The sequence below is a fragment of the Agromyces sp. Y182 genome, from assembly GCF_059445385.1.
The window spans coordinates 1,541,157-1,567,006 of the sequence record NZ_JCAIUF010000001.1 but is presented as its reverse complement, the minus strand read 5'-3'; the positions used below and the strand labels follow the sequence as shown (position 1 = coordinate 1,567,006).

Below are 25,850 nucleotides of genomic sequence, written 5' to 3'. Positions count from 1 at the left end.
GAGATACCCAGGGCTCGGGATGCCACGGTCAATGCACCGGCCCCGGAACGGCCAGTTCACGGTAGTGGGGCGAGAACGACGGGTAGTACGTCTCCCACGCGGGCAGCGGTGCCCCGGCACGCGACGCGGCGAGCCGATCGAGGTAGTAGTCCCAGCCAGGGCCGATGCTCGAGGCATCCGCTGCACTGTGCAGTCGCTGGCCGAGTGTGAGGGTCGTCATGCCGCCGCCCTCGACGAGGTGGCAGAAGACCCGGATGCCGGTCGGGCCGGGGCCGGAGTCGGCGAGGAACCGATGGGGGGCAGCGCATTCGAGGATGCTGACGTTCTGCCACTCGGCTTCCTCGCCCTCGGCGCCCATGCGGAAGCGCACCCCGCCGGTCGCCGGGCTGCCGGTGTACGTGCCGATCCAGGCGCGCATGGCGTTCGGATTCGTGAGGCTGAACCAGACGTCTTCGATGGGGGCGTAGAAGAGGCGGTCGAACTGCAGGTAGAGGCCGTCGTCTTTCAGCACGTAGTGCCCGGTCGGTTTCGCGGTCATCTTCGGCCCCCGTTCGCTCGTTCCCTCAGGCTAATGCCGTCGGTGTGGATCTACCAGAGCGCCACTGGCCGACACTAGAGTGAGCGCATGAGTTCCAAGGCTGCGGGGCGCGAAGAGGCGATGGACATCACCGAGGGCAAGTCGGGGCTGTGGGGCGGGCTCGCCGGCCTCATCGTCGCGGCGCTCATCGCCGTGCCGCTCTCAGCCTCGTTCGCCTTCGCGACTCACCCCGCCACGAGCCAGTTGTTCGGCGGGCGTCTGGGTGATGCGTCGGCCGCCGGCTACTCGACGTTCTGGTGGATCGTGACGATCTTCCTCGTGGCACTGCCCTTCCTCGTGGGCTTCGGCGTCGCGAAGCTCTCGGTGACGTCGTTGACGATCGTCGGCGCGGTCGTCGTGCTCTTCATCATCGCGATCATGGTGCTCGGCCAGCTCTTCGTGTTCTGACGCTCGTTGCTCTACAGCTTCGTGTTCTGAGCTCGTGCTCTGGGGTTCGTGCTCTGCGGCCCGTCAGACCGAGCGGGCCTCGAGCACCGCCATTGCCGCGTTGTGGCCGCCGATGCCGCTGACCGCGCCGCCGCGCACCGCTCCCGAACCGCACAGCAGCACCTGCGGATACGCCGTTGCGACGCCCCAGCGTTCGGCGGCGCTGGTGAGCGGTGCGCCCGGCTCCGCCCACGGCCACGACAGCGGCGCGTGGAAGATGTTGCCGCCCGGCATCGCGAGCGCCTCCTCGATGTCGCGCGTCGTCTTCGTCTCGATGCACGGGCGGCCCGCGGCATCCGTGGCGATGACGCCCTCGATGGGTTCGGCGAGCACCGAATTCAAGGAGGCGAGCACCTCGTGCTGCAGGCGCTCACGCAACTCGTCGTCGCCGAAGCGCTCGAGCAGCCGGTGCGGCACGTGCAGGCCGAAGACGGTCAGGGTGTGGGCGCCGGATGCCGCGAGCTCGGGTGAGAGGATCGACGGATCGCTGAGCGTGTGGCAGTAGACCTCGCACGGCAACGGCGAGGGGATGCGGCCACGGGCCGCCTCGCCGTACGCCGTCGCGAGCTGCGACTCGAGCTCGTTGATGTGGAACGTGCCGGCGAACGCCGCCTCGGGCGAGACCTCGGCGTCACGCAGCCGCGGCAGTCGCGTGAGCAGCAGGTTCACCTTGACCTGCGCGCCCTCGGGTGCGGTGAGGTGGCGCAGGCGCTCCCGCACGACCGGGGGCACGTCGAGCTGCGCCTGCGGCGGGAAAGGATGTTGGTCGCGTGGCGCGATCGGTGCGGCACCCGTGGCCGCCGAGACGTTCGCCGCGGCATCCGGGACATGCCGTCGACTGCGGGCGGTCGCAGCCGCCGTCGCGATGAGGCGATCGAGCACCGCCGGCGCGACGTTGGCGAGCATCGTGGGTGCAGCGACCTCGTGCTCGACGCCGTCGAGCTGGTACCGCACGCTGCCGTTCGGGTCGACCGCGAGCACCTCGGCGCCCGTGACGAGCTCGGCGCCGGCTTCACGCGCAGCACGAGCGAGCTCGCCGCTGATGGCGCCCATGCCGCCGACCGGCACATCCCAATCACCCGTGCCGCCGCCGATCACGTGGTACAGGAAGCACCGGTTCGCATCGAGTGCGGGGTCGTCGAGGTCGGTGAAGGTGCCGATGAGGCCGTCGGTCGCGACGATCCCGCGAACGAGGTCGCTCGTGAAGCGAGCATCGATCGTGCCGCCGAGAGGCTGCTCCACGAAGTCGTGCCACACACGCTCGTCGCCGACGAGGGCGCGTGCTTCATCGCGGGTGGGCAGGGGCTCGGTCAGGGTCGGGAAGAGCCGTTCGGCCAGCCGCGCGGTGTCGGCGGAGAAGGAGTTCCAAGCGGCGATGTCGCCCTCGGCGCCGATGCGGGCGAAGGCAGCGGCGGAATCGCTCCCTGAGCCTGTCGAAGGGGTTCCAGGCCCGGCCTCCCGGTCGATGAGCAGCCCGCGCTCGGGGTCGCCGGGGTCGGGCGTGTACGACGAATAGCGCCGGCGCACGAGTCGCACGTCGAGGCCGAGTTCATCGATGATCCGCTGGGGGAGCAGGCTCACGAGGTACGAGTAGCGCGAGAGGCGGGCGTCGACGCCGTCGAACACCTCGGCCGAGACGGCCGCTCCGCCGAGGTGGTCGTCGCGTTCGAGGAGCAGCACCCGCTTGCCGGCGCGAGCGAGGTAGGCGGCTGCGGTGAGGCCGTTGTGGCCACCGCCGAGAATCACGACGTCGTGGGGCATCCCTCGAGCGTAATCGAACCGCAAAGGCGCTCCGGGGGTGCATTCCCGCCAGCCGGAGTGCCGATCGGCCCTACATCTGGCGGGAATGCACCCCCGGAGCGGTGTGGTGCGTGCGCGTGCTGTGGTGCGTGCGCGCGGGTGGGTGCGCGCGGTGTGGTGCGTGCGCTGGGTGGGTGCGTGCGCGTGGGTGGGTGCGCGTGGGTGGGTGCGCGCGGGAGCGCGGGGTCAGCGAGCGCGACGCATCGCGCGCACGCCGACCACGATGCCGATCGCGCAGGTCGCGGCTGCGGCGATGATGCCACCGATGACCACGGGTGCTCCGAGGTCGCCGGCGAGCATCGCGCGCTCGGCGGCGACGAGGTAACTGAGCGGGTTCACGGCCGCGGCGACCTGCATCCACTCGGGGCCGTCGTCGAGCGGCAGCAGCATGCCCGAGAGGATCATGAGCGGGAACAGCAGCGTCTGGTGCACCATCCAGAACATCCAGTCGCGGTTGCGGCAGCCGAGCGCGAGTGTGTAGCTCAGGGCGCCGAACCCGATGCCGAACACGGCGAGCACCACGAGGCCCGCGATGAGGCCGGGCACGTTGAGGCTGAAGCCGAACGGCACCGCGACGAGCACCACGATCGTGCCCTGGATGACGAGCGGCACGACCTCCTTGAGGGCGCGGCCGACGAGGAGCGCGCTTCGCGAGAGGGGGGCGACGAGCGTGCGCTCGTGCGAACCGGTCTGCATTTCGACGAGCAGATTCGCGCCGGTCGACGCCGTGCCGAAGAGCGCGACCATCACGAGAATGCCGGGTACGAACCACTGCAGCGTGCCCGCGACATCCCCACCGGCCGCGCCGACGAGCAGTGGGCCGAACAGGCCGAGGAAGACGAGTGGCTGCACGAGTGAGAAGACGACGCTGAACGGGTCGCGCACGAGCGGCCGCGACTCGCGCACGAAGACCGCGGCAGTGTCGTGGAAGAAGCCGGTAGGCCGGGCGGTGGTGTCGAGAGTGGTCATGAGGAGTTCCTTCGTGTCATGAGAACTGGAGTTCTCGGTCGTGGAGTGCAGTTGGCGCCTGTCGCTGAATCGGATGCGGCGTGTCTGCCTGCTTCCGAATGGCCGGACACCGGTCAGGCGGCGACGGGTGCCGCGGCCGGCACGGAGTCGGAGCCGGTGTCGGTGTCGGCCTGCGCGGCGTGCGCCGCCTCCTCGCGGAGGCTGCGACCCGTGAGGGCGAGGAACACGTCGTCGAGGGTCGGCTGGCGGTGGGTCGCGGCGACGACGTCGAGACCGGCGTCGCCGAGCGAACGGATGTAGCGGGGCAACGCCCGATCGCCGCCGGGAGCGGTGACCGTGACGACCGGCCCCGAGGCCTCGCCGCCGATGCGGGCCGCGGCTGCCGCGGCATCCGTCGCCGAATCGAAGGTGAGGCTCACCCGGTCGCCCGCGAGCGATTCCTTGAGCGCCCATGCCGTGTCATCGGCGATGACCTGGCCGTGATCCATCACCATGACGCGCTCGGCGAGCTGGTCGGCCTCGTCGAGGTAGTGCGTCGTGAGGAAGATCGTCGTGCCCGTCTCGCGGCGCAGCTCGACGATGTGCTCCCACAGGTTCGCCCGGCTGTGCGGGTCGAGGCCCGTCGACGGCTCGTCGAGGAAGAGCAGCTCGGGCCGGTGGATGAGCCCGAGCGCGATGTCGAGCCGGCGCTTCTGGCCGCCCGAGAGCGCCTGCACCTGACGGCTCGCGACCTGCCCGAGCTCGAGCGACTCGATGAGCTCGTCGGCGCGCGCCCGCGTCTCGCGGCGGCCCAAGCCGTAGAAGGCGCCCTGGGCGTGCAGCTCGTCGCGCACCCGCTGGCTGTGCCCGCCGGAATTGCCCTGGCCGACGTAGCCGATGCGGCGGCGCACGCCGGCGGGATCGCGGCGGATGTCGCAACCGGCGACGACGGCCTCGCCGCTCGTCGGCGGCAGCAGGGTGGTGAGCATGCGAAGCGTCGTCGACTTGCCGGCGCCGTTCGGGCCGAGGAAGGCGACGAGCTCGCCGGCGTCGACCGCGAGGTCGACGGAACGGACGGCCTCGACGGACTTTCCCTTGGCGGGGAACGTCTTCGTGAGGCCCTGAGCGGAGATCATCTGATTCGTCATATCCACAGTCTTCCGAGGCATCCGGACAGTTTCTGTCCTGATAGGTGAGAAACTTGAGACATGGCCGCAACGACCTCGAGAACCCTCGAACTCCTCTCCCTGCTGCAGAGTCACCGGCACTGGTCGGCGCAAGAACTCGTCGACCGGCTCGGCGTCTCCGACCGCACGCTGCGCCGTGACGTCGATCGGCTGCGCGAGCTCGGCTACGGTATCGAGTCGGCGCGCGGCAGCACCGGAGGCTACCGGCTGGAGGCAGGGACGGGGTTGCCGCCGCTGCTGCTCACCGACGACGAGGGCGTCGCGATCGCCGTCGGACTGCGCTCGCAGGCCACCGCGGGGCTGCGCGGCGCCGAGCACACGACGATCAGCGCGCTCGCGAAGATCGAGCAAGTGCTGCCGCCCGCGTTGCGTCGGCGCATCGAAGCCCTGCAGTCGCATGCCGCCGTCGGCACGGGCGGGCCCGGCTCGGCCGGCTCACGCCGACCGGCCCCCGAGATCGACTCCGAACTGCTGGGCCTCCTCGCGCTCGGATGCCGCGATTCCGAACGGCTGCGATTCACGTACACGGATGCCGCGGGCACGGCGTCCGCCCGCGTCATCGAGCCGTACCGGCTCGTGCCGGTCGCCCGCCGCTGGTACCTCCTCGCTTGGGATCGCCAGCGCGAGGACTGGCGCACCTTCCGGCTCGACCGCATCAGCGAGGTGTTCCCGACGCGAGTGCAGTTCGAACCGCGGCCCATGACCGATGAGGCCGCGCGGGCACGAGTCGAGGCGGCGGTGCGCTGGCGCGACCGCACGGTGAAGGCCCGCGTCATCGTCGAGCTGCCGCAGGCCGTGTTCGCCGAGCACCTCGGCTGGTACGGGCGCGATGTCGTCGCGATCGACGCCGAGCACTGTGCGTGGCCACTCGAGGCCGACGCCGTGCAGAACCTGCTGATGGCGCTCATGTGGATCCCGAGCGGCGTGGGCTACCGCGTCGATGGGCCGCCCGAGGTGATGGAGTTCCTCGCCGCCCAGGCCGACCGGTTCGCCGCGGCATCCGCTCGGCAGTGACGTGCGCGCGTGCGTGCACACGCTGCAGGCTGCGATCGTCGGCGAATGCCGGTCGCACTTCGAACGTCGTGCGCGGCTTGCGCGATGGCACTGATGCCTACGCCGTGCGCGGCAGCGTGCCGATCTCGGCGCCCGACTCGTCGAAGAAGGTCATCGTGTCGCCGTCGACGGTCGCGGTCGCCCGGGTGTTCAGCCACTGATCGATGCCCTCGCAGGCCATGAGCGTGATGATGCCGGCCGCGAATGCGATCGTCTCGCCGTCGACGGCCCAGGTGGAGCCGCCGAAGAAGTTGCACCCGTCGCTGCCGCCCGCGGTGCCGTCGGCGGCGATGACGATGAACGGCTCGCCCGAGGCGGTGCCGGTCGACTCCGTGCCCCAGGTGCCGACGACGAGGGCAGGATCAAGCGCGGCGTCGTCCGTGGCCGGCTCGACGGAGGCTTCGGGCGTCGGCACGTCGTGGCTCGATCGCTCGAGCGTGCCGATCTCGGCGCCGTCGGCGTCGAAGACGGTGAGCGTCTCGCCGTCGATCGTTCCCGTCGCGATCGACGAGAGCCAGGTGTCGACGCCCTCGCAGGCCATGCGCGTCGATGCGACATCGGTGAAGGTGATTGCGTCTTCGTCGGCGCTCCAGCTGCCGATGAGGCGGTTGCAACCGTCGGTGCCGGTCAGCTTGCCATCGTCGGCGAGGGCGAGCGACGGTTCGCTCGACGACGTCGCGTCGCCCCACGTGCCGACGGGGTCGGCGGTCGCCCCTGATCCGTTGCCGGCGTTGCCGGCGCAGGCGGTCAGCGCCGCCGCCGCGAGCAGGATCGTTCCGGACAGTGCCCAACGCTGCATCGTTCGCGACATGCGCACAGCGTATCGAGGGTGCCGGTCAGCGCCCGGCAGGCGTCGCCGTCGCGCGTGCCGCACGGGCCAGCGCATCGCGGCAGGCGACGACCGCGGGCCGGGCGGCGGCCGCGAGTCGGGTCGAGGTGAAGACCTCGCGTTCGGGATGCCCCGGCAGGTCGATGAGCGCCACGCTCGGCGTCTCCCCGGCCCACACGAGGTCGGGGAGCAGGCCTACCGCATTGCCCGAGCGGATCAGCCGGATGTGCGCCATCAGGTCGGCCGTCTCGAAGCGAACGTCGGGTTCGAACCCGGCCTCGCGGCAGAGCTGCTCGGCCCAGTCGCGCGACGCCGTGCCCGCGGGTTCGAGCACCCAGGGCATGTCGGATGCCGCGGCGAGCGCCGATGGCGCCCCCATCTCCCGTCGCTCCCGTCCCTCCCGTTCCCCTCGCCCTCCACGGCGTCGAGAGTGCGCGTCGTGTCCCTTCGGCCCGTCGTTTCCGACGTTTCGCGCACTCTCGATGATCGTGGTCGCCGCAGCGGTGGCGGCGGCGGCCGTGGTGGGGCGGGCACGTCGCGACGACGGGTGCGGCGGCAACGCCAAGCGGATCGTGTCGGCGACGAGGTGCACGCGGTCGAGATCCTCGCGATGTGCGCGGGTGTGCCCTGGGTATTGTTCGGCGATGACGAGATCGAAGTCGCGGGCCGACACTTCGAAGAGTCCGACGTCGGGCTCGCGTTCGGTGACCTCGACCCGAAGTGCGGGGTGCTCGGCGCGCAGGAGGGTGAGCGCTTGCGGCACCACGGCGTGCGCCGCCGATTGGAACACCGCGATGCGCACCGTGCCGCCGACGGCCGTGAGCGAGCGCGCGACATCCGATTCGGCCTCTTCGAGCCGGTCGAGCACACCGCGCGCGTGGCCGACGAGCAGCTCGGCTTGGGGGGTCAATTGCACGCGTCGACCGACCTGCACGAGCAATTGCACCCCCGCCTCGCGTTCGAGCTGGCTGAGCTGCTGCGACACCGAAGACGGGCTGTACGAGAGAGCGTCGGCGACCGCCGAGAGGGTGCCGCGGTCGGCGAGCTCCACGAGCAGTCGCAGGCGTCGCACGTCGAGCATGGGTTCCTCCGCGCGCTGGAGCTGAAAGCGAAGGCCATTTCTGGCCTTCGCCGCGACGCCAGCGCCGACGGCCGTCTCGGTCGTCGGTTGAATTAGTCGGTTCTACTGAACAGTATCGTTCAGATTCATTCGCTTTACCGAATGGATGCCGCGGCGCATACTGAACCCGACAGGCGCGTGATCCCGGCGCGCCCGAAGAAAAGGACACTACCCTCGTGACCATGTCGAACGCCGCCACAGACGCACGGCCGAACACCGATCACGTCGTCGCCCTCGTGCGCCGCTGGCTCGCTGAGAGCGCCGAGCACCCCGCCGATCCTGCAGCCGAACGCCTCGCCGGCGTGCTGAAGGACCCCAGGGGTCTCAACTTCACCGTCGGCTTCGTCGACGGCGTCATGCGGCCCGAAGACCTCGGCGTCGCCGGCCGCAACCTCGAGCAGGTCGCGAAGATCACGCCGAAATTCCTGCCGTGGTACCTGAAGGCCGCGATCAGGGCCGGCGGCGTCATCGCCCCGGTGTTCCCGTGGATCGTGATTCCGATCGCACGCCGCGTGCTGCGCGCCATGGTCGGCCACCTCGTGCTCGACGCGACCCCCGACAAGCTCGGCCCGGCCATCGCGACGCTGCGCGAGTCGGGCAACGGCCTGAACCTGAATCTCCTCGGCGAGGCCGTGCTCGGTGAAGAGGAGGCCGACCGCCGGCTGGCCGGCACTTTCGAGTTCCTCGCCCGCGACGACGTCGATTACGTGTCGATCAAGGTCTCGAGCGTCGTCAGCCAACTCTCGATGTGGTCGTTCGACGAAGCCGTCGCCAAGGTCGTCGCGAAGCTCACCCCGCTCTACGAGCTCGCCGCCGCGAGCGCGGCGCGCGGCAAGGGCAAGTTCATCAACCTCGACATGGAGGAGTACCGCGACCTCGATCTGACGATCGCGGTCTTCACGACCCTGCTCGACCAGCCGCAGCTGCGCGGCCTCGAGGCGGGAATCGTGCTGCAGACCTACCTGCCCGACGCGCTCGGCGCGATGCAGGAACTCACGGCGTGGGCGAAGAACCGCCGCGCCGAGGGCGGCGCCCCCATCAAAGTGCGTGTCGTCAAGGGCGCGAACCTCGCGATGGAGCACGTCGACGCGGCCGTGCACGGCTGGCCGCTCGCGACCTACGACACCAAGCAGGACACCGACACGAACTACAAGCGCGTGCTCGACTGGTCGATGACCCCCGAGCGCACCGACGCGGTCAAACTCGGCGTCGCCGGCCACAACCTCTTCGACGTCGCCCACGCGTGGCTCACCGCCCGCGAGCGCGGCATCGACTCGCGCGTCGAGTTCGAGATGCTGCTCGGCATGGCGACCGGCCAGGCCGAGGCCGTGCGCCGCGATGTCGGCAACCTGCTGCTCTACACGCCCGTCGTGAACCCGAGCGAGTTCGACGTTGCGATCGCGTACTTGATCCGCCGCCTCGAAGAGAACGCGAGTCACGACAACTTCATGTCGGCGGTGTTCGAACTCACCTCGAACGAGACGCTGTTCCAGCGCGAGCAGGCCCGCTACCGCGCCTCGCTCGCAGCGCTCGAGCCGTCGGTCGGGGCGGCGCCTTCACCGAACCGCACCCAGAACCGGCGCACCGAGTGGACCGACGAGACCCTCGCCGCCGCGATGACCGTTCCCGAGGCTCCGGCGCCCGGCACCGAGCACGAGCACGACCCGTCGCTCACGAGCGTCGTGCTCGGCATCACGCGCGGGTCCGACGGCTCCGGCGGCATCGACGGCTCCGAACTGGCGGATGCCGCGGCATCCGCTGCGCTCGATGCCGCCGGCCCCGGGGCGACGCCGGGCTTCCGCAACGAACCCGACACCGACCCGGCACTCGCGCCGAACCGAGAGTGGGGCCGCCGCATCCTCGAGCGGGTGGCCACCTCCCGGCTCGGCCTCGACACGATCGCGGCAGCGCGCATCGACGACGCGGGCACCCTCGAGCGGGTCATCCAGACCGTCGCCGCCCGCGGCCGCGCCTGGGGCGAGCTGCCCGGCGCCGAACGTGCGGCGGTGCTGCACCGTGCCGGCTACGCGCTCGCCGCGAACCGCGACCGCCTCATCGAGGTCATGGCCGCCGAGACCGGCAAGACCATCGCCGAGTCCGACCCCGAGATCAGCGAGGCGATCGACTTCGCGCACTACTACGCCGAGCGCGCCCGCGAGCTCGACCACGTGCAGGGCGCGATCTTCGTGCCGTCCCGGCTGACGGTCATCACCCCGCCGTGGAACTTCCCGGTCGCGATCCCCGCGGGCGGTGTGCTCTCCGCGCTCGCCGCGGGCTCGGGCGCCATCATCAAACCCGCGAAGCTCGCGCAGCGCTCGGGCGCGGTCATGGTCGAGGCGCTGTGGGAGGCCGGAATCCCTCGCGAACTGCTCACCCTCGTCGACATCGGCGAACGGGAGCTCGGCAAGGAGCTCATCTCCCACCCGGCGGTCGACCGGGTCATTCTCACCGGCGCCTACGAGACGGCACAGCTGTTCCGCTCGTTCCGGGCCGACCTGCCCCTGCTCGCCGAGACGAGCGGCAAGAATGCGATCATCGTGACGCCCTCGGCGGACCTCGACCTCGCGGCATCCGATGTCGTGAAGAGCGCCTTCGGACATGCGGGCCAGAAGTGCTCGGCCGCCTCGCTCGTGATCCTCGTCGGCTCCGTCGCGAAGTCGGAGCGGTTCCGCCGCCAGCTCGTCGACGCGACGAAGTCGCTGCGGGTCGGCTGGCCCGAGCAGGCGACGAGCCAGATGGGCCCGATCGTCGAGCCCGCGAACGGCAAGCTGCTGCACGCGCTCACCCAGCTCGGCATCGGCGAGGAGTGGCTCGTCGAGCCGGAGCAGCTCGACGCCACCGGGCGCCTCTGGTCGCCCGGCATCCGCACGGGCGTCGCGGCCGGCTCGTACTTCCACCTCACCGAGTTCTTCGGCCCCGTGCTCGGCGTCATGCATGCGAAGAACCTCGACGAGGCGATCCGCCTGCAGAATGCCGTCGACTACGGTCTGACGGCGGGCTTGCACTCGCTCGATTCCGTCGAACTCGCAACCTGGTTCGACCGTGTCGAGGCGGGCAACCTCTACGTCAACCGGGGCATCACCGGTGCGATCGTCGAGCGCCAGCCGTTCGGCGGCTGGAAGCGCTCGGCGGTCGGTGCCGGGGCGAAGGCCGGCGGCCCGAACTACCTCTTCGGCCTCGGCGAGTGGCTGCCGCAGCACGGCACGTCGTCGAGCACCCTGCACCTGCGGGGGCTCGAGAAGCGCGTCGCCGAGCTCATCGAGGCGTCGCAGTCGGCGCTCGATTACGACGCGTTCGACCTGTTGCGTCGCTCGGCGCTCTCCGACGAGCTCGCCTGGGCCGAGGAGTACGGCGTCGTGAAGGATGTCTCCGGTGTCGGCGTCGAGCGCAACCTCTTCCGCTACCGGCCGCTGCCCGTGACGGTGCGCATCGGCGAGCACGCGACCCTCGCCGAAGGGCTCCGCGTCATCGCGGCCGGCCTGCTCGCGAAGTCGAAGCTCTCGGTGTCGACCGCGGTCGAGCTGCCGAAGGGCGTGCGCACGCTGCTCGCCGCGCGCGAGGTGAAGGTTGTGCGCGAGGGCGACGCGGACTGGCTCGGCCGGGCGGCGAAGCGCGGCATCGCGACCCCGCGTGTGCGACTCGTCGGCGGCGGGGCATCCGCTCTCGCCGAGGCGCTCGGCGGCACTCCGGATGTCGCGGTGTGGGCGCACCCCGTGACGCCGTCGGGCCGCGTCGAAATGCTGCCGTTCCTGCACGAACAGGCGATCTCGATCACGAACCACCGGTTCGGCAACCCGACGACCATCAGCGACGGCGTCATCTAGGCGCGATCCGAACGGATGCCACAAGGGCGCGGTCGCGCCGGCGCCGTGCACCTCACGCTGGTCGAGTAGGCGCGCCAGCGCCGTATCGAGACCCTCGACCGGGCAGGTCTCGATACGCTCGCTTCGCTCGCTACTCGACCGGCGGAGGCTCGCTACTCGACCGGCGGAGGCTCGCTACTCGACCGGCGGAGGCTCGCTACTCGACCGGCGGAGGCTCGCTACTCGACCGGCGGAGGCTCGCTACTCGACCGGNCGCGGTCGCGCCGGCGCCGTGCACCTCACGCTGGTCGAGTAGGCGCGCCAGCGCCGTATCGAGACCCTCGACCGGGCAGGTCTCGATACGCTCGCTTCGCTCGCTACTCGACCGGCGGAGGCTCGCTACTCGACCGGCGGAGGCTCGCTACTCGACCGGCGGAGGCTCGCTACTCGACCGGCGGAGGCTCGCTACTCGACCGGCGGAGGCTCGCTACTCGACCAGCGGAGGCTCGCTACTCGACCAGCGGGGTGGTCGCATCGCGTCCGCGATTCCGGCGACGGATGCGTCGTGGTGCGCGCCCGCCGACGAACGAACGTGCCGCGTCGACGACGAAGCCCTGCCGCAGTGCTTCGCGGCCGATGAGCATGCGGAAGCCCATCTCATCGCGATTGGTGAGCGTCACCTCGGCGGTCACAGCGCGATCGAGGAGCACCACGTCCATGAGCACGACGATGCGCTCTTCGGTGTGACCCGACGAGCTTCGCACCGAGCGTCGGTCGTGCACCGCGCACTCCACGACGACCGCGTCTGCATCGGTGTTCTGCCACGGATGCACCCCGAACCGCACGATCGCCGTCTCGCCGCGTCGAACCTCTTCGACGTCGAAGGCGTGCAGCGAAGAGGTGCGCGCACCCGTGTCGAGCTTCGCTTTGATCCACGGCACTTCGGCGCCCGGCAGGCTCACCCATTCGCGCCATCCCGCGATGGTGTTTGAATAGACGGGCTCTCTCACCCGAACATCTTCGCAGGGGTACACGATGAAACTGGCGATCCTCTCGCGCGCCCCGCAGGCGTACTCGACCCAGCGCCTCCGCACGGCCGCGCAGCAGCGTGGGCACGAGGTCAAGGTACTCGACACCCTGCGGTTCGCGATCGACCTCGCGGGGCCCGAACCCGACCTGCAGTACCGCGGGCGGCGCCTCTCCGACTACGACGCCGTGCTGCCGCGCATCGGCAACTCGGTGACGTACTTCGGCACCGCGGTGGTACGCCAGTTCGAGCAGATGGACGTCTACACGCCCAACACCGCCAACGGCATCACGAACTCGCGTGACAAGCTGCGAGCCAACCAGATCCTCTCCCGTCACAACATCGGGATGCCGGCGACGGCGTTCGTGCGCAATCGCGCCGACGTGCGCCCTGCGATCGAGCGGGTCGGCGGCGCGCCCGTCGTCATCAAGCTGCTCGAGGGCACGCAGGGCATCGGCGTCATCCTCGCCCCCGAGGTCAAGGTCGCCGAGGCGATCATCGAGACCCTGCACTCGACGAAGCAGAACGTGCTGATCCAGCGGTTCATCAAAGAGAGCCGGGGCCGCGACATCCGTGCCCTCGTCGTCGGCGACCGGGTGGTCGCGGCGATGCGGCGCAGCGCGAGCGGCGACGAGTTCCGCTCGAACGTGCACCGCGGTGGCACCGTCGAAGCCGTCGAGCTGACGCCGGAGTACGAGCTGGCGGCCGTGCGTTCGGCCCAGATCATGGGCCTGCGGGTCGCAGGTGTCGACATGCTCGAGGGCGACGAGGGGCCGCTCGTGATGGAGGTCAACTCCTCGCCCGGCCTCGAGGGCATCGAGTCGGCCACGAAGCTCGACGTCGCCGGCGCCATCATCGACCACATCGCGAACCAGGTCGGATTTCCCGAGGTCGACGTGCGTCAGCGTCTCACCGTCTCGACCGGCTACGGCGTCGCCGAGCTCGTCGTGCGCGGCGGCGCCGATCTCGTCGGCACCACCCTCGGCGATTCCGGACTCTGGGAGCGCGACATCACCGTGCTCACCCTGCACCGTGGCACGAACGTCATTCCGAACCCGCGCAAGGGCGTCGAGCTGCAGGCCGAAGACCGGCTGCTCTGCTTCGGCAAGCTCGAGGAGATGCGCTCGATGATCCCCGAGCGTCGTCGCCGCGGCGCGAAGGTGCGGAAGCTCCCGAAGCGGCCGATCCCGGAAGACTGATTCCTCGCGTTCCGCGGAATCCGGCGGGTCTGGCGGAATCGAATGGGCGCAGACGGATGCCTCGGTGTGCGGGCGGTGGGCACGCGCGGGTCGCGCTCAGTGCTGGAGGGCGGCACGCACGATCGCGAGGGCCTGCTCGGCATCGAGGCCGAGTTGCGCGATGCGATCGGCATACGCGGATGCCGCGAGCTGCGCCTGTTGCTCGGTCGGGTCTCCGGTCGCCGAGACGAACGAGCCGTTGCGGCCGCGCGTCTCGATGACATGGTCGCGCTCGAGCTCCCGATACGCGCGGGCGACCGTGTTGGCCGCGAGGCCGAGTTCGGTGGCGAGCGTGCGCACCGGCGGCAGCCGCATGCCGGCGACCAGGGTGCCGTCGCGCACGCCGTCGATGACCGCCCGGCGCAATTGTTCGTACGGTGGTACGGATGACTCGGGGTCGAGCTCGAGCAGCATCAGAGGTTCTCGACGGTCGGCGCCGACGATCCGTAGGCACTGGGCTGCGTTTCGGCGAACTGCGCGGGCCAGAGCCGCTTGAGGTAGTAGCGGGCGGGGCGAAGCGCGATCGAGAAGGCGCCGACGACCAGCAGCGCGAGCAGCAGTGCATACGTGATGACGCTGCCGATGACCTGGCCGGTCTCCGCCGCAGACCCGGTCCATTCGGGCCGGGCGGTGATCGAGGCCAGGACGACGACCCCTCCTGCCATCAGGGGTACCGAGACGATGTCGCGGAGCGTCTGGGCGCGGAGCGCATCGTCCCAGCGCAGCAACTCTTCGCTCACAGCCGGCTGCGGTCGTGACACGAGTGCCGCGGAGGCCCACTCGGCCACGGCGAGCGCCGCGATGGCGGCGAGGGCGGTGGCGCCGGCGAGCAGTCGAGATTCGACAGGAGTGGGCAGGATGGCGACGGTGACCGTCAGCAGGCTGCCGACCGCCACCAGGATGCGAGCCCCCACGTGTTCGATGGGAGCGACGTAGTCGGCAACCGAGGGGCGGGGGACTCGCGCAACGCGTGGGCCGTGGCGACGTACCTCGGGCGGCGCAGGCAGAATCGAGATCGCCGTGCCGATTCCGTGCCCCGTGAGGACGAGACCGGCGAGCACGAGCCCGGCGACCGGAGAGAGGCCCGCGCCCCACTCGTCGTGCGTGGTCAACACACCACTCACGGCGACGAGCGCTCCGACGCCGGTTCCGGCCACCGTGCCGACGGCGCCCCAGCGTGCGCGGAGCCGGAGTCGTTCGCCGATGGTGCGTTCGAGCTCGACGTCTCCGTCGAGCGGAAGCCCGACCGTTCGAGCGAAACGACCGATCGCCGGTGGCCGAGACATCCACATCGGGGAGATCGCTGCCACCACCGCGACGAGCGCGAGAACGCTGAGCATGAACCATTCGGACGAGTCGAGAGACATGCCGTTAATGTATTACTACAAACCCACATCGTCAAGCCTCGCCGAGGGCTTCACGCGCAGGGTGCGCTCGTCGCGGACCGACCCGTCGGGGTGGTACCGGCGCCACAGGCCGACCTTCGTGCCGTGGTCGTACTCGCCTTCGTCCATGAGCTCGCCGCTCGCATGCCAGCGCTTCCACGGGCCGTGCTGCTCGTCGCGCACGAAGGAGCCCTTCTGCAGCGGCTGCCCGTTGTCGCGCCACCACTGCCAGAGCCCGTCGAGGGTGTCGTCGACGCGGTCGCCGATCGCCTTCAGTCGCCCGTCGCGGTACCAGTAGCGCCAAGGGCCCTGCTGCACCCCGTGCACAAAGTCGCCCTCTTCGGAGACAGCGCCATTCGCGAAGCGCTGCTGCCACAGCCCGTGCTTGCGGCCCTCGGCGTCGAGAGCATTCGGCGCCGGCGTCTTGCTCGGCGTGCGGCTCGCGGCATCCGCGTCGCCCTGAACTGCTCGATGAGTCATCGTCAGTCCCTGTTGCGGTTGACCAATCGCGACAGCACGATCGCGCTGCGGGTGTGGTCGACGTTCGGGGCGATGCGCACTCGCTCGAGCGCGTCTTCGAGCGAGGTGATGTCGCGGGCGCGCATGTGCACGATCGCGTCGGCACTGCCGGTGACGGTGCCCGCGTAGACGACCTCGGGCACCCCCTGCAGGATGCGCTGCAGTTCGTCGGGCGCGACGGTGCCGCGGCAGAAGAGCTCGACGTACGCTTCGGTCGACATGCCGTCGACGGCGGGGTCGACCTGGATCGTGAACGAGCGGATGACTCCGTCGGCGACGAGCCGGTCGACTCGACGCTTCACGGCCGACGCCGAGAGGCCCACCGCCGACCCGATGTCGCCGTAGCCAGCCCGGGAGTTCTGCCGAAGCAGGTCGAGGATGGCGCGATCGAGGTTGTCCATGCTCGGATTGTACGTCGATCCGTTGCGCTCCCACAGCGCGTCGCGCACTTTTCCTGCGCCGCGCGCACGGTCCCACTCGGAGACGACGCCGATGCCGTCCCGCCTGGAATCGCCGGCCATCCGGCCTCGTGGCGCCGGTGCTACCGTCGAATCATGACCCCGCAGGAGCTCGAGAACTTCGCTCACCTGCGCCGTGCCCGCGATCTGATCGATCGCGAGTACGCGAAACCGCTCGACGTGCCGACCATGGCGAGCCGGGCGCTCATGTCGCCCGCGCACTTCTCGCGCCGATTCCGCGCGGCATACGGTGAGACGCCGTACAGCTACCTGATGACCCGCAGAATCGAACGGGCGATGGCGTTGCTGCGTGCGGGCGTGAGCGTCACCGAAGCGTGCATGGCGGTCGGCTGTACTTCGCTCGGCTCGTTCAGCTCGCGGTTCACCGAGATCGTCGGCGAGACCCCGACGGCCTACCGGAGCCAGGAGCACGACGCCGTCAAGGCCATGCCCGCTTGCGTCGCGAAAACCTACACGCGCCCGGTCCGAAACGCATCGAGCAGAAACGGAGAAGCGACCTCGGAAGACGCGGCGTAATGTCTCGATCATGACCATCGCACTCCAGTACACGAACATCACCGTCAACGACGTCGACGAGTCGCTCCCCTTCTACCGCGACGCGCTCGGTCTCGACGTGCAGAACGACGTGGCCTCCGGCGAGTTCAGGTGGGTCACGCTCGGCAGCGACGCGCAGCCCGGCCTCGGCATCGTGCTCTCCGTGCCGCACGCTGGTCGCTCCGAGGCTGACGGTGACGCGATCCAGGAGCTCCTCGTCAAGGGCCAACTGCCGATGCTCGTGTTCCGCTCCGATGACGTCGATGCGACGTTCGAGACCGTGCGGGCATCCGGCGCCGAGGTGCTCCAGGAGCCCATCGACCAGGGCTGGGGCCCGCGCGACTGCGCGTTCCGCGACCCGTCGGGCAACACCGTGCGCATCTCGCAGGCGCCCGCGGCCTGACGGCTCAGGCGAAATCTCGCGACTCGCTCGGTGAGAGCGCGATGTTCAGCCGTAGGCTTTCGGGATGCCTCTGAATTCGCCCGTGCGTCTCGCTGTGCAGGTGCAGCAGCAGCACGCCCGATACCCCGCCATCCGTGACACGGTGTTGCGTCTCGAAGACCTCGGTGTCGACGTCGTCTTCAACTGGGACCACTTCTTCCCACTCACGGGTGACCGCGACGGGCTGCACTTCGAGGCGTGGTCGATGCTCGGCGCTTGGGCGGAGCAGACCGAGCGCATCGAGTTCGGCTCCCTCGTGAACTGCAACTCGTACCGGAACGCCGACCTGCAGGCGGACATGGCCCGCACCCTCGACCACATCAGCGCGAAGGGCGGCACGGGCCGGTTCATCTTCGCCACGGGTTCCGGGTGGTTCGAGCGGGACTTCGACGAGTACGGCTACGAGTTCGGCACTCGCGGATCCCGGCTGAACGCACTGGCCGCCGCGATGCCGCGCATCGAGGCGCGCTGGGCGAAGCTCAACCCGCCGCCGACCCGCGACATCCCGGTCATGATCGGCGGTAAAGGTGAGCAGAAGACGCTCCGCATCGTGGCGCAGCATGCGGACATCTGGCACTCCTTCGTTCCGCCGGCCGAGTTGCCGCACAAGCTCGACGTGCTCGCTCGCTGGGGCGACGAGGTCGGGCGGGATGTCTCGGAGATCACGGTCTCGAACGAACTCGATCGATCGGGCGTCGACGTCGAGCACGCCGACGCGCTGTTCGCGGCGGGAGTCCGGCTCTTCACCATCGGCATCAGCGGGCCCGACTACGAACTCGGCCCCGTGCGGCGCTGGTTGGACTGGCGCGACGCGAAGAACGTCTGAGGCTGCGTCAGCCGGCGAGCACCTGCATCGTCAGGGAGCCATCGGGGTGCCAGGTCACGTCGACGCTCGGAGTCGAGGTGCCGTAGAGGGAGCCACTGAGCCGGAGGCCGTCAGGAGGAAAGCGACCATCGGCTGTGCACGTCCCCGCGCCGCCGTCGCTCCCGAACGGGACGAACAGGCACAACTCCGAGTCGTCGCGTGCGCCGTAGACCGGTAGACCGTCGGCCCTGGTAGCGAGGAGCCGATACTCGAGTGGGCCGTTGCCGTAGTTCATCAGGGGGCTCGTGCCCGGTGAATCGGCGGCGGTCGCGGTTCGCAGGAACACGTCTGCTGCGGGAGAGTCCGCCGCGACCGGCAGCGATTCGAGGAACTCGGCCTGCGTGCGCGGACCAAGGAACACCGTCGGGGTCGCGCCGGCTGCGGCCGCGTCGGATGCATCGCGCTCCCCGAGCTGCCACCCGGACAGGAGGCCGATGACGAGCGCTGCGGTCCCGGCGATGACGGTCGTGCGATACCTGCGTTGTCGCGAGGACCTACTGCGTGTGTCGATCGCGTCGGCCGCCGTGCCGGTTCCCTCGTGAGTGTCGGATGCCGCCTCGGCGGCTTGAACCGGTGACGGAACGGATTCGGTGATTTCCGCCGAGGCCGAACGCAGGGCGTCGAGCTCGCGGGCGGCATTCACCCGTTCCTCGTCACTCGCCCCGGCGCCGTAGATGAGTTCGTGCAGCCGGGCGATCCGCTCCTCCTGGTCGGGGTTCACTTCGTGCGCTCCACGACATCACCGGAGATGGGCAGCACCTTCGGTGGGGCGACGGTGGTGATCTCGACCGCTCCGTCGGGGCGCCAGCGCACGGTCATCGGGATGGATTCGTCAGGGTACAGGTACCCGACGGCGAGCCCATCGTCGCTCATCGCGCTGTAGGTGCTGCATGCGACTCCGGCGTCCTCCATGGTGGAACCCACTGCGACCAGGCAGACATCGGCGCCTCGCCTCGCCCCGTACACGGCGAGCCCGTCGGAGCGGGTGAGCAGCAGCCGCACGCTCGCAGAGTCGAGCTCGAACGCCGTCACCCAGGTGGCCTGCGTTGCGTCCACCTCGGTCGCCGCGCGTTCGAGTATTGCCGGCAGCTGGGTGTCGGGGAGGGGAATCATCGACTCGGGCAGTGGGCCACCGGTGGGCGACGCCATCGGCAGTGCGGTCGGTGGCGCCTGGCTCGACAGCGTCACCGATGCCGCCGGCTCCGTCACTGTGCGAGTGCCGAGCTGCCACCCGGCCATGAGCCCGATGGCGAGCGCAGCGACGCCCGCGACGATCGCCCAGCGGAGACCGCGGGCATCAGCGCCCCACCATGGAGCCGCCGTCGTCGAAGTCGCATCGTCGACGAGCGTCGGCGTCGGCGGCTCCTGAGCGGGTGCCATCGGTGCCGCGGCCGACTCTGCGTCCGATTCCGCGCGCCTCAGTGCATCGAGTTCGGCGGCGGCCGCCGAACGTTCTGCCTCGGAAACGTCGGCGCCGTAGATGAGCCGTTGCAGCCGCGCGACCTGTTGGGCGTCGGCATCGAGACGGGAATCCCGGTCGGAATCGCGATCGGGTTCCACCATGCCGGCCTCCGTCGCTGCGCCGGCGGAACCGCTGTCGAACAGCACGGGCCGGATCGGTCTCCAGAATGCCGCAGTGACCGACCGTCGGCAAACCGGCTGGAGACGCGTGAGTGGAGACATCCGGCCCCAGACTCTGCACGACGTCGACGTCGAGCACCCCGGCGGGCTGTTCGGAGCAGTGTCGGCGCTACCGCAGCATCGACAACAGGTGCGTCGCGACCTGCGTCGGCGTGAGCGCGGTCATGGCTGGCAGGTGCAGCACGTAGCGCGCGAAGATCACCCCGATGATGGCGGTCGCCATGCGGCGTGCGCGCTCCTGCCCGAATTCCGCGACCAGTGCGCCGAATACCGTGTGCTGCAGATATGACATCAGCGTCGGCGAGCGTTCATCGCCGGTCGCGAGGTGGTGCGCGAATTCCACCAGTCGCGCACCGTTCTCCGGGTCCTCCCACACCGTGACGAGTCCGCGCACGAGCAGGGCGAGGTCGATGTGCCCATCCTCATCGGTAGATGCAGCGACCACATGATGCGGGGCTGCGCGAAGTGAGACGGCTGCTGCGATCAGGGCGTCACGCGAACCGAAGTGATAATTGACCAGAGTGTGACTCACGCCCACTTCTTCGGCGAGCTTTCGCGCCGAAACCGAGGCCAGGTCGCCCGATTCGAAGTGCTGGTGGGCAGCATTCAGCAGGCGTTGACGCGCCGTGGCATCACCTCGTGGCCGCCCGGCTTTCTTATTGACCATGCTCGCATCATCACACGGGCGAGGCGATCGTGAACACATGAGCACTCACATCGATACGGACTGCGTGATCGTAGGCGGCGGTCCCGCCGGACTCATGATGGCATTGCTCCTGCTACGCCAAGGACTCGAGGTCACGGTCGTCGAGAAGCATGCCGATTTCCTGCGCGACTTCCGCGGCGACACGATCCATCCCTCTACCCAACAGCTGCTCGGTGAGCTCGGCCTTCTCGACGAGTTCCTCACTCGGCCGCACGCGGACATGCCCCGTGTCGGCCTGAGCTGGCACGGCACAGAGCTCACTCTCGCCGACTTCACCCGGCTACCCACCCGACGCAAGGTCATGACGTTCATGCCGCAGTGGGACTTCCTCGATCTCCTGGCCGACACCGCGGCGAAGCATCCGGGATTCCGCCTGCTCCGCTCGACTCGGATCGACGGACTCATGAGGGAAGGCGGTCGCATCAGCGGCGTCACGGGCGCAGGGCCGGATGGTGCGGTGAGCGTGAGCGCGCGCCTTGTGGTCGACGCATCCGGCCGGGACTCGGAGGTCCGTGCGGCCGCCGGTCTCATCCCGGCCGGCACTGCTGCAGCGATGGACGTGCTGTGGTTTCGACTGACGAAGCGCGCAGGCGAGACCTACCCATTCGTCCAAGCCGGCGCCGGAATGATCATCACGATCGACCGCGGCGACTTCTTCCAGATCGCGCACGTCATCCCGGCAGGAACCTGGGCTGGCACCGAAGACGACCTTGCACGCATGAGGTCGCGCATCGCGCTCATCTCGCCACAGATGACGGATCCCGTCGCCTCGATCACGAGCGACGACGTGCACCTTCTGCGGGTGAAACTCGAGCGGCTGCGCCGCTGGCACGCCGACGGGATGCTGTGCATCGGCGACTCCGCGCACGCGATGTCGCCGGCCGGGGGCGTCGGCATCAACCTCGCGATCCAGGATGCCGTGGGCGGCCGCGCGCATCCTCGGACCGGTGCTGTGCGTGCGCGTGCCGCGAGGGGCCGACCTGCACCGGGTGCAGCGCCGTCGTGCCTGGCCGGTACGGATCACCCAGTTCGTGCAGCGGCGGATGCAAGGCGCGGTCCTCTCTTCGCGTGAACCTGGTTCGCCGATGCCCTTGCCGCTGCGGATGCTGCGCGATCATCCACGGCTCACATTTCTGACGGGGCGGTTCATCGGTCTGGGGGCACAGCCCGAATCTGCCGGGATCCAGCCCGGTCCACGATCGAGGCTCCCGGGTCGCGTTGGCGCCGGAGACGAGCCGTTGCAGCGACCGACTGTCGGCAAACCGGCCGGAGACGCGTGAGTCGCGGCATCCGACCCCCAGGCTCTGCATGGAAGCTGCGTGCCGGCATCGAACGAGCACGAATATTGCGCCATATGCCACCAACCACGCCGCATTTCCCTTCACACTTGGAGTGGCGTCTCGACGACGGCGTAATCCGAACACTTCGTCGAGGCTCGCGAGAGTGACCTGGTCCGCCGGCAGTGCAGTCCATGCGGATGCCGCGAGCCCACGAGGCCGCGCAGCATCCGCTCACCTCTCGAAGGAGTGAGATGTCGACCGTGATCGAGACCGGGGAGCAGCCCGGCGAGCAGCGCCGAACCAGGCCCGAGCGCCGCGCCACCGGGCGCACCGTGCTCATGTGCCGCCCCGAGCATTTCACCGTGGTCTACCGCATCAACCCGTGGATGAACCCGGCACAGCCGACGAACACGAGCCTCGCGCTCGCGCAGTGGCAGGTGCTCTACGACACGTACCTCGAACTCGGGTACGAGGTGGCGCTGATCGATCCGATCGCGGGGCTGCCCGACATGGTCTACGCGGCCAACGGCGGCTTCGTCATCGACGGCATCGCGTACGGCGCGAAGTTCGCGCACGCCGAACGGCAGCCCGAGGGGCCGGCGTACATGGAGTGGTTCCGTGAGGCGGGCCTCGAGGTGCGGGTGCCCGAGGAGGTCAACGAGGGCGAGGGCGACTTCCTGCTCGTCGGCGATGCGATCCTCGCGGGCACGGGCTTTCGCAGCGATTCGCACTCTCATGACGAGCTCGCCGCGATCTTCGGCCGCGAGGTCGTCACCCTCCGGCTCGTGAACCCGAACTTCTATCACCTCGACACGGCGATCGCGGTACTCGATCCGACGCCCGGCCAGGAGCACATCGCGTACCTGCCGAGTGCGTTCGACGAGGCATCCGTCGCCGTGCTGCGGGCGCGCTTTCCCGACGCCATCATCGTGAACGAGGCGGATGCCGCGGTGCTCGGCCTCAACTCGTTCAGCGACGGGTACAACGTGGTCATCGCCTCGCGGGCGACCGACTTCGAGCGGCAATTGCGTGAACACGGGTACCACCCGATCGGCGTCGACCTCTCCGAGCTGCTGCTCGGCGGCGGCGGCGTCAAATGCTGCACCCTGGAGCTGCGCCGATGACCGCCACGAACAACGCCGTGACCACCGACCTCACGAACGAGGCGATCGGGCTCGAAGAGGAGCACGCCGCGCACAACTACCACCCGCTGCCAGTGGTCGTCGCCTCGGGTGACGGCGCCTGGGTGACGGATGTCGAGGGGCGCCGCTACCTCGATTGCCTCGCCGCGTACTCTGCCGTGAACTTCGGGCACGGTAACCCGCGCCTCGTCGAGGCCGCGCGGGAGCAGCTCGGGCGCATCACGCTCACGAGCCGCGCGTTCCACAATGACCGGCTCGGGCCGTTCGTCACCGAGCTCGCGGCGCTCTGCGGCAAAGACCTCGTGCTGCCGATGAACACGGGCGCCGAGGCGGTCGAGTCGGGCATCAAGGTCGCACGCGCCTGGGGCTACCGCGTGAAGGGCGTGGCACCGGATGCCGCGAACATCGTCGTGATGGCCGGCAACTTCCACGGCCGCACGACGACGATCATCTCGTTCAGCGACGACCCCGATGCCCGCGCGGACTTCGGGCCGTACACGCCGGGCTTCCGCATGGTGCCCTACGGCGACGCCGACGCGATCGCCGCGGCCATCGACGAGAACACCGTCGCAGTGCTCGTGGAGCCCATCCAGGGCGAGGCCGGCATCGTCGTGCCGCCCGCGGGTTTCCTGCCGGCGGTGCGCGCGATCTGCTCCGAGCACAACGTGCTCATGATCGCGGACGAGATCCAGTCGGGGCTCGGCCGAGTCGGAGCGACCTTCGCGTGCGACCTCGTCGGAGTCGTGCCCGACCTCTACCTGCTCGGCAAGGCGCTCGGCGGCGGCATCGTGCCCGTGTCCGCGGTCGTCGGCGACCGGGAGGTGCTCGGGGTGCTCCGGCCGGGCGAGCACGGTTCGACTTTCGGGGGCAATCCGCTCGCGGCATCCGTGGGGCTCGAAGTCGTGCGCATGCTCGCGAGCGGTCAGCCGCAGGAGCGTGCCCGGATGCTCGGCGCCCACTTGCAGTCGCGACTGCGCTCGCTCGTCGGGCGCGGCGTCGTCGACGTTCGCGGCGCCGGCCTCTGGGCGGGCATCGACATCGACCCCGAGCTCGCCACGGGACGCGAGGTGTGCGAGGCGCTCATGCGGCGCGGCGTGCTCGCGAAGGACACGCACGGTTCGACGATCCGCCTCGCGCCGCCGATCGTGGTGGAGCAGGCCGATCTCGACTGGGCCGTCGACCAATTCGCGGTCGTGCTCGACGAGCTCACCGCACGGGTGGGCCTCGTGCGTCCCTAGCCAGCCGGCCCCAGCAGGGTCGTCGTCAGCGGCCGGTGATCGTGATCGACCCGTTCGAGGTGGTGAGGTCGAGCAGGAACTCGCCGCCCTCGTCGTCGTCGATGCCGACGTCGACCGACCCGTTCGAAGAGTCGGTCGTCACTCGGTATGTGGCCGCACCCGTCGGCACAGTGACGTCGATGGCTCCATTCGAGCTGCGGGCCTCGACATCCTGCGGCGCCTCGAGCCGCAGGTCGATCGCACCGTTCGAGGTCGCCGCGCGCACTCCGGCGCCGGCCAGGGCGCGCCCCTCGATGCGCCCGTTGCTCGTCTCGGCGTCGATAGCGCCCGTGACATCGTCGAGCTCGATCCTGCCGTTGCTCGTCTTGACATCGACCTCGTTCACTCCGCTGAGCTCGATCGCGCCGTTCGAGGTGGAGCCGCGCACATCGACGCCTGCGGGGAGTTCGATCGTGTAGTCGACAGTGCAGTTCCGGCCGCAGCCATCGAGCACGAGCACGCCATCGCGAACCTCGTAGGTCAGCCCGATCGTCTGCTCGCCTCGATACGACACCGTGCGCGAGAGCGCCACATCGGTGGCGCCTTCGATACCCTCCACGGTGACGCTGCCCTCCGGGTCATCGATCTCGATCGCGTGCACCTGCTCGGCCAAGGTGGCGTCATCGCTGAATCGCTCCGGTGGGGCGAGGAACGCGCATCCGCTCAGCAGCAGAGCCGAGGCCGTGACCGCGCCGATCGCGAGCGTGCGTGTCATCCGTGCGGTTGCGGTCATCGATCTCCCCTTTCGGGCGCGGCAAATGCCCGCCTCTGCGATCGACTCTAACGATGGCTGCGTGCCGCCGGCACGGGGGCTTTCCCCCGACTCTGGAGCGGGCACCGGGGAATCGCACCAACGCGCGCTCGGAGCGCTGAGAGCCGCCCGCGGTACCATGCTCCAACCGCTGATCACCGGGCGGACGTCTGAATCGGGGGATGACGATGGCGAAGAACAACGTGGAGAAGGCAGCTGCGAAGGCGCTCGACAATGCGCGCGACGCGGTATCCGAGGCGAAACGGCTGGCGAAGAAGGTCGACAAGGCCGCGAGGAAGCGGGCCGCTGAGGTGGACGCGAAGCTCGAGGCGGTCGCCGCCGACCTTCGCAAGTCCGGGAGGAAGCGGGCGGACGAGGTGGCGCGGCTGGCGAAGAAGGTCGACAAGGTCGCGAGGAAGCGGGCTGCCGAGGTGGACGCGAGGCTCGAGGCGGTCGCCGCCGACCTCCGCACGTCGGTGAAGGCGGCCGCGGCGGAACCTGTCGTGAACAACTCGACGAAGTCTGCGAAGTCCTCGACGACCGCTGCGAAGTCGGCGAAACCCGCCGCGAGACCAGCCGCGAGACCAGCCGCGAGATCAGCGAGACCCACTGCGAAGGCCGCCGTTCGCGCGCCTCGAGCGGTGGCCGCTGCTGACCTCGACTCGCAGACCGTCGCGCAACTGCGGCAGCTCGCGAAGCAACGCGCGATCCCCGGCTACTCGCGATTCACGAAGGCGCAACTGATTGCCTCTCTCCGCAGCTGAGGCGGGAAGCGTCAGGGCGGGCGAGGTAGCGCGGGC

Annotated in this window: 26 protein-coding genes; 11 read left to right on the top strand and 15 right to left on the bottom strand. The window is 69.7% G+C overall.

Annotation, left to right across the window (positions count from 1 at the left end; genetic code table 11):
* Positions 1-28: 28 nt before the first annotated feature.
* The gene (locus tag AC1C2R_RS07115; protein WP_495351809.1) at positions 29-538 is read right to left on the bottom strand and encodes an SRPBCC domain-containing protein; all 510 of its coding nucleotides are present in this window, start codon (positions 536-538) and stop codon (positions 29-31) included.
* 87 nt (positions 539-625) lie between these two features.
* Here AC1C2R_RS07115 and AC1C2R_RS07110 point away from each other — a divergent pair, with 87 nt between their 5' ends.
* Positions 626-985 carry a hypothetical protein gene (locus AC1C2R_RS07110; protein WP_495379472.1) on the top strand — a complete coding sequence of 120 codons (360 nt, stop codon included), beginning with the start codon at positions 626-628 and terminating at the stop codon, positions 983-985.
* Between the two features lie 63 nt (positions 986-1,048).
* Here AC1C2R_RS07110 and AC1C2R_RS07105 read toward each other — a convergent pair whose 3' ends face one another.
* From AC1C2R_RS07105 to AC1C2R_RS07095, 3 genes are all read right to left on the bottom strand, one after another.
* A complete protein-coding gene (locus AC1C2R_RS07105) occupies positions 1,049-2,785 on the bottom strand; it encodes a phytoene desaturase family protein (protein ID WP_495379471.1) in 1,737 nt (578 codons plus the stop codon).
* Positions 2,786-3,010: 225 nt separating this feature from the next.
* Positions 3,011-3,793, bottom strand: coding sequence for an ABC transporter permease (locus tag AC1C2R_RS07100; protein WP_495379470.1), 783 nt, complete (start codon positions 3,791-3,793; stop codon positions 3,011-3,013).
* 113 nt (positions 3,794-3,906) lie between these two features.
* On the bottom strand, positions 3,907-4,920 hold the full coding sequence (locus AC1C2R_RS07095; protein ID WP_495379469.1) for an ATP-binding cassette domain-containing protein: 1,014 nt from the start codon (positions 4,918-4,920) through the stop codon (positions 3,907-3,909).
* Between the two features lie 60 nt (positions 4,921-4,980).
* Between AC1C2R_RS07095 and AC1C2R_RS07090 the strand changes: the two genes are divergently transcribed.
* Positions 4,981-5,973, top strand: a complete 993-nt coding sequence (locus AC1C2R_RS07090; protein WP_495379468.1) for a helix-turn-helix transcriptional regulator — start codon at positions 4,981-4,983, stop codon at positions 5,971-5,973.
* A gap of 97 nt (positions 5,974-6,070) precedes the next feature.
* On the opposite strand, the gene AC1C2R_RS07085 is transcribed toward AC1C2R_RS07090, so the two are convergent.
* Together AC1C2R_RS07085 and AC1C2R_RS07080 are read right to left on the bottom strand one after the other, a co-directional pair.
* A complete protein-coding gene (locus tag AC1C2R_RS07085; RefSeq protein ID WP_495379467.1) occupies positions 6,071-6,823 on the bottom strand; it encodes an META domain-containing protein in 753 nt (250 codons plus the stop codon).
* A 25-nt stretch (positions 6,824-6,848) separates the two neighbouring features.
* Positions 6,849-7,922 carry a LysR family transcriptional regulator gene (locus tag AC1C2R_RS07080; RefSeq protein WP_495379466.1) on the bottom strand — a complete coding sequence of 358 codons (1,074 nt, stop codon included), beginning with the start codon at positions 7,920-7,922 and terminating at the stop codon, positions 6,849-6,851.
* Between the two features lie 221 nt (positions 7,923-8,143).
* Between AC1C2R_RS07080 and AC1C2R_RS07075 the strand changes: the two genes are divergently transcribed.
* Entirely contained in the window at positions 8,144-11,785 is a 3,642-nt protein-coding gene (locus tag AC1C2R_RS07075) for a proline dehydrogenase family protein (RefSeq protein WP_495380383.1), read from the top strand.
* A gap of 488 nt (positions 11,786-12,273) precedes the next feature.
* On the opposite strand, the gene AC1C2R_RS07070 is transcribed toward AC1C2R_RS07075, so the two are convergent.
* A complete protein-coding gene (locus AC1C2R_RS07070) occupies positions 12,274-12,774 on the bottom strand; it encodes an ATP-dependent zinc protease family protein (RefSeq protein WP_495379465.1) in 501 nt (166 codons plus the stop codon).
* A 25-nt stretch (positions 12,775-12,799) separates the two neighbouring features.
* Here AC1C2R_RS07070 and AC1C2R_RS07065 point away from each other — a divergent pair, with 25 nt between their 5' ends.
* Complete coding sequence (locus AC1C2R_RS07065; protein ID WP_495351800.1) at positions 12,800-13,990, top strand: RimK family alpha-L-glutamate ligase; 1,191 nt, start codon at positions 12,800-12,802, stop codon at positions 13,988-13,990.
* A 96-nt stretch (positions 13,991-14,086) separates the two neighbouring features.
* Here the strand turns inward: AC1C2R_RS07065 and AC1C2R_RS07060 are convergent, their stop codons facing one another.
* From AC1C2R_RS07060 to AC1C2R_RS07045, 4 genes are read right to left on the bottom strand one after another with little or no spacing between them, the layout of a single operon-like run.
* Positions 14,087-14,443, bottom strand: a complete 357-nt coding sequence (locus tag AC1C2R_RS07060; protein ID WP_495379464.1) for a GntR family transcriptional regulator — start codon at positions 14,441-14,443, stop codon at positions 14,087-14,089.
* Entirely contained in the window at positions 14,443-15,396 is a 954-nt protein-coding gene (locus tag AC1C2R_RS07055) for a hypothetical protein (RefSeq protein WP_495351798.1), read from the bottom strand. The genes AC1C2R_RS07060 and AC1C2R_RS07055 overlap by 1 nt, the downstream gene beginning before the upstream one ends.
* A gap of 15 nt (positions 15,397-15,411) precedes the next feature.
* Entirely contained in the window at positions 15,412-15,894 is a 483-nt protein-coding gene (locus AC1C2R_RS07050; RefSeq protein WP_495379463.1) for a toxin-antitoxin system YwqK family antitoxin, read from the bottom strand.
* 2 nt (positions 15,895-15,896) lie between these two features.
* Positions 15,897-16,334 carry an Lrp/AsnC family transcriptional regulator gene (locus AC1C2R_RS07045; protein ID WP_495353208.1) on the bottom strand — a complete coding sequence of 146 codons (438 nt, stop codon included), beginning with the start codon at positions 16,332-16,334 and terminating at the stop codon, positions 15,897-15,899.
* 153 nt (positions 16,335-16,487) lie between these two features.
* On the opposite strand from AC1C2R_RS07045, the gene AC1C2R_RS07040 reads away from it, so the two are divergent.
* From AC1C2R_RS07040 to AC1C2R_RS07030, 3 genes are all read left to right on the top strand, one after another.
* Positions 16,488-16,928 carry a helix-turn-helix transcriptional regulator gene (locus AC1C2R_RS07040; RefSeq protein WP_495351796.1) on the top strand — a complete coding sequence of 147 codons (441 nt, stop codon included), beginning with the start codon at positions 16,488-16,490 and terminating at the stop codon, positions 16,926-16,928.
* A 10-nt stretch (positions 16,929-16,938) separates the two neighbouring features.
* Positions 16,939-17,349: a VOC family protein gene (locus AC1C2R_RS07035; protein ID WP_495351795.1), complete on the top strand. Its 411-nt coding sequence runs from the start codon at positions 16,939-16,941 to the stop codon at positions 17,347-17,349.
* A 64-nt stretch (positions 17,350-17,413) separates the two neighbouring features.
* Positions 17,414-18,214, top strand: coding sequence for an LLM class F420-dependent oxidoreductase (locus tag AC1C2R_RS07030; protein WP_495379462.1), 801 nt, complete (start codon positions 17,414-17,416; stop codon positions 18,212-18,214).
* 7 nt (positions 18,215-18,221) lie between these two features.
* Here the strand turns inward: AC1C2R_RS07030 and AC1C2R_RS07025 are convergent, their stop codons facing one another.
* From AC1C2R_RS07025 to AC1C2R_RS07015, 3 genes are all read right to left on the bottom strand, one after another.
* Positions 18,222-18,974 carry a hypothetical protein gene (locus AC1C2R_RS07025; RefSeq protein ID WP_495379461.1) on the bottom strand — a complete coding sequence of 251 codons (753 nt, stop codon included), beginning with the start codon at positions 18,972-18,974 and terminating at the stop codon, positions 18,222-18,224.
* Complete coding sequence (locus tag AC1C2R_RS07020) at positions 18,971-19,816, bottom strand: hypothetical protein (RefSeq protein WP_495379460.1); 846 nt, start codon at positions 19,814-19,816, stop codon at positions 18,971-18,973. Before AC1C2R_RS07020 ends, AC1C2R_RS07025 begins: the two co-directional genes overlap by 4 nt.
* 187 nt (positions 19,817-20,003) lie before the next feature.
* Positions 20,004-20,561 (bottom strand): TetR/AcrR family transcriptional regulator, encoded by a 558-nt coding sequence (locus AC1C2R_RS07015; protein ID WP_495351791.1) that lies wholly within the window; start codon positions 20,559-20,561, stop codon positions 20,004-20,006.
* A gap of 37 nt (positions 20,562-20,598) precedes the next feature.
* On the opposite strand from AC1C2R_RS07015, the gene AC1C2R_RS07010 reads away from it, so the two are divergent.
* The 3 genes from AC1C2R_RS07010 to rocD all read left to right on the top strand — a co-directional run bounded on the left by AC1C2R_RS07010 (position 20,599) and on the right by rocD (position 24,260).
* Positions 20,599-21,672 (top strand): FAD-dependent monooxygenase, encoded by a 1,074-nt coding sequence (locus AC1C2R_RS07010; protein ID WP_495379459.1) that lies wholly within the window; start codon positions 20,599-20,601, stop codon positions 21,670-21,672.
* Positions 21,673-22,131: 459 nt separating this feature from the next.
* Entirely contained in the window at positions 22,132-23,004 is an 873-nt protein-coding gene (gene ddaH, locus AC1C2R_RS07005; protein WP_495379458.1) for a dimethylargininase, read from the top strand.
* Positions 23,001-24,260: an ornithine--oxo-acid transaminase gene (gene rocD / locus AC1C2R_RS07000; RefSeq protein WP_495379457.1), complete on the top strand. Its 1,260-nt coding sequence runs from the start codon at positions 23,001-23,003 to the stop codon at positions 24,258-24,260. The genes ddaH and rocD overlap by 4 nt, the downstream gene beginning before the upstream one ends.
* Positions 24,261-24,285: 25 nt before the next feature.
* On the opposite strand, the gene AC1C2R_RS06995 is transcribed toward rocD, so the two are convergent.
* Complete coding sequence (locus AC1C2R_RS06995) at positions 24,286-25,032, bottom strand: DUF4097 family beta strand repeat-containing protein (protein WP_495379456.1); 747 nt, start codon at positions 25,030-25,032, stop codon at positions 24,286-24,288.
* A gap of 200 nt (positions 25,033-25,232) precedes the next feature.
* Between AC1C2R_RS06995 and AC1C2R_RS06990 the strand changes: the two genes are divergently transcribed.
* Entirely contained in the window at positions 25,233-25,814 is a 582-nt protein-coding gene (locus AC1C2R_RS06990) for a Rho termination factor N-terminal domain-containing protein (RefSeq protein ID WP_495379455.1), read from the top strand.
* Positions 25,815-25,850: the final 36 nt, after the last annotated feature.

Excerpts from the sequence above, each read along its gene's own strand:
- AC1C2R_RS07115 (WP_495351809.1), bottom strand. The coding sequence starts at position 538 with ATGACCGCGAAACCGACCGGGCACTACGTGCTGAAAGACGACGGCCTC.
- AC1C2R_RS07110 (WP_495379472.1), top strand. The coding sequence starts at position 626 with ATGAGTTCCAAGGCTGCGGGGCGCGAAGAGGCGATGGACATCACCGAG.
- AC1C2R_RS07105 (WP_495379471.1), bottom strand. The coding sequence starts at position 2,785 with ATGCCCCACGACGTCGTGATTCTCGGCGGTGGCCACAACGGCCTCACC.
- AC1C2R_RS07100 (WP_495379470.1), bottom strand. The coding sequence starts at position 3,793 with ATGACCACTCTCGACACCACCGCCCGGCCTACCGGCTTCTTCCACGAC.
- AC1C2R_RS07095 (WP_495379469.1), bottom strand. The coding sequence starts at position 4,920 with ATGACGAATCAGATGATCTCCGCTCAGGGCCTCACGAAGACGTTCCCC.
- AC1C2R_RS07090 (WP_495379468.1), top strand. The coding sequence starts at position 4,981 with ATGGCCGCAACGACCTCGAGAACCCTCGAACTCCTCTCCCTGCTGCAG.
- AC1C2R_RS07085 (WP_495379467.1), bottom strand. The coding sequence starts at position 6,823 with ATGTCGCGAACGATGCAGCGTTGGGCACTGTCCGGAACGATCCTGCTC.
- AC1C2R_RS07080 (WP_495379466.1), bottom strand. The coding sequence starts at position 7,922 with ATGCTCGACGTGCGACGCCTGCGACTGCTCGTGGAGCTCGCCGACCGC.
- AC1C2R_RS07075 (WP_495380383.1), top strand. The coding sequence starts at position 8,144 with ATGTCGAACGCCGCCACAGACGCACGGCCGAACACCGATCACGTCGTC.
- AC1C2R_RS07065 (WP_495351800.1), top strand. The coding sequence starts at position 12,800 with ATGAAACTGGCGATCCTCTCGCGCGCCCCGCAGGCGTACTCGACCCAG.
- AC1C2R_RS07060 (WP_495379464.1), bottom strand. The coding sequence starts at position 14,443 with ATGCTGCTCGAGCTCGACCCCGAGTCATCCGTACCACCGTACGAACAA.
- AC1C2R_RS07055 (WP_495351798.1), bottom strand. The coding sequence starts at position 15,396 with ATGTCTCTCGACTCGTCCGAATGGTTCATGCTCAGCGTTCTCGCGCTC.
- AC1C2R_RS07050 (WP_495379463.1), bottom strand. The coding sequence starts at position 15,894 with ATGACTCATCGAGCAGTTCAGGGCGACGCGGATGCCGCGAGCCGCACG.
- AC1C2R_RS07045 (WP_495353208.1), bottom strand. The coding sequence starts at position 16,334 with ATGGACAACCTCGATCGCGCCATCCTCGACCTGCTTCGGCAGAACTCC.
- AC1C2R_RS07040 (WP_495351796.1), top strand. The coding sequence starts at position 16,488 with ATGACCCCGCAGGAGCTCGAGAACTTCGCTCACCTGCGCCGTGCCCGC.
- AC1C2R_RS07035 (WP_495351795.1), top strand. The coding sequence starts at position 16,939 with ATGACCATCGCACTCCAGTACACGAACATCACCGTCAACGACGTCGAC.
- AC1C2R_RS07030 (WP_495379462.1), top strand. The coding sequence starts at position 17,414 with ATGCCTCTGAATTCGCCCGTGCGTCTCGCTGTGCAGGTGCAGCAGCAG.
- AC1C2R_RS07020 (WP_495379460.1), bottom strand. The coding sequence starts at position 19,816 with ATGGTGGAACCCGATCGCGATTCCGACCGGGATTCCCGTCTCGATGCC.
- AC1C2R_RS07015 (WP_495351791.1), bottom strand. The coding sequence starts at position 20,561 with ATGGTCAATAAGAAAGCCGGGCGGCCACGAGGTGATGCCACGGCGCGT.
- AC1C2R_RS07010 (WP_495379459.1), top strand. The coding sequence starts at position 20,599 with ATGAGCACTCACATCGATACGGACTGCGTGATCGTAGGCGGCGGTCCC.
- ddaH (WP_495379458.1), top strand. The coding sequence starts at position 22,132 with ATGTCGACCGTGATCGAGACCGGGGAGCAGCCCGGCGAGCAGCGCCGA.
- rocD (WP_495379457.1), top strand. The coding sequence starts at position 23,001 with ATGACCGCCACGAACAACGCCGTGACCACCGACCTCACGAACGAGGCG.
- AC1C2R_RS06995 (WP_495379456.1), bottom strand. The coding sequence starts at position 25,032 with ATGACCGCAACCGCACGGATGACACGCACGCTCGCGATCGGCGCGGTC.
- AC1C2R_RS06990 (WP_495379455.1), top strand. The coding sequence starts at position 25,233 with ATGACGATGGCGAAGAACAACGTGGAGAAGGCAGCTGCGAAGGCGCTC.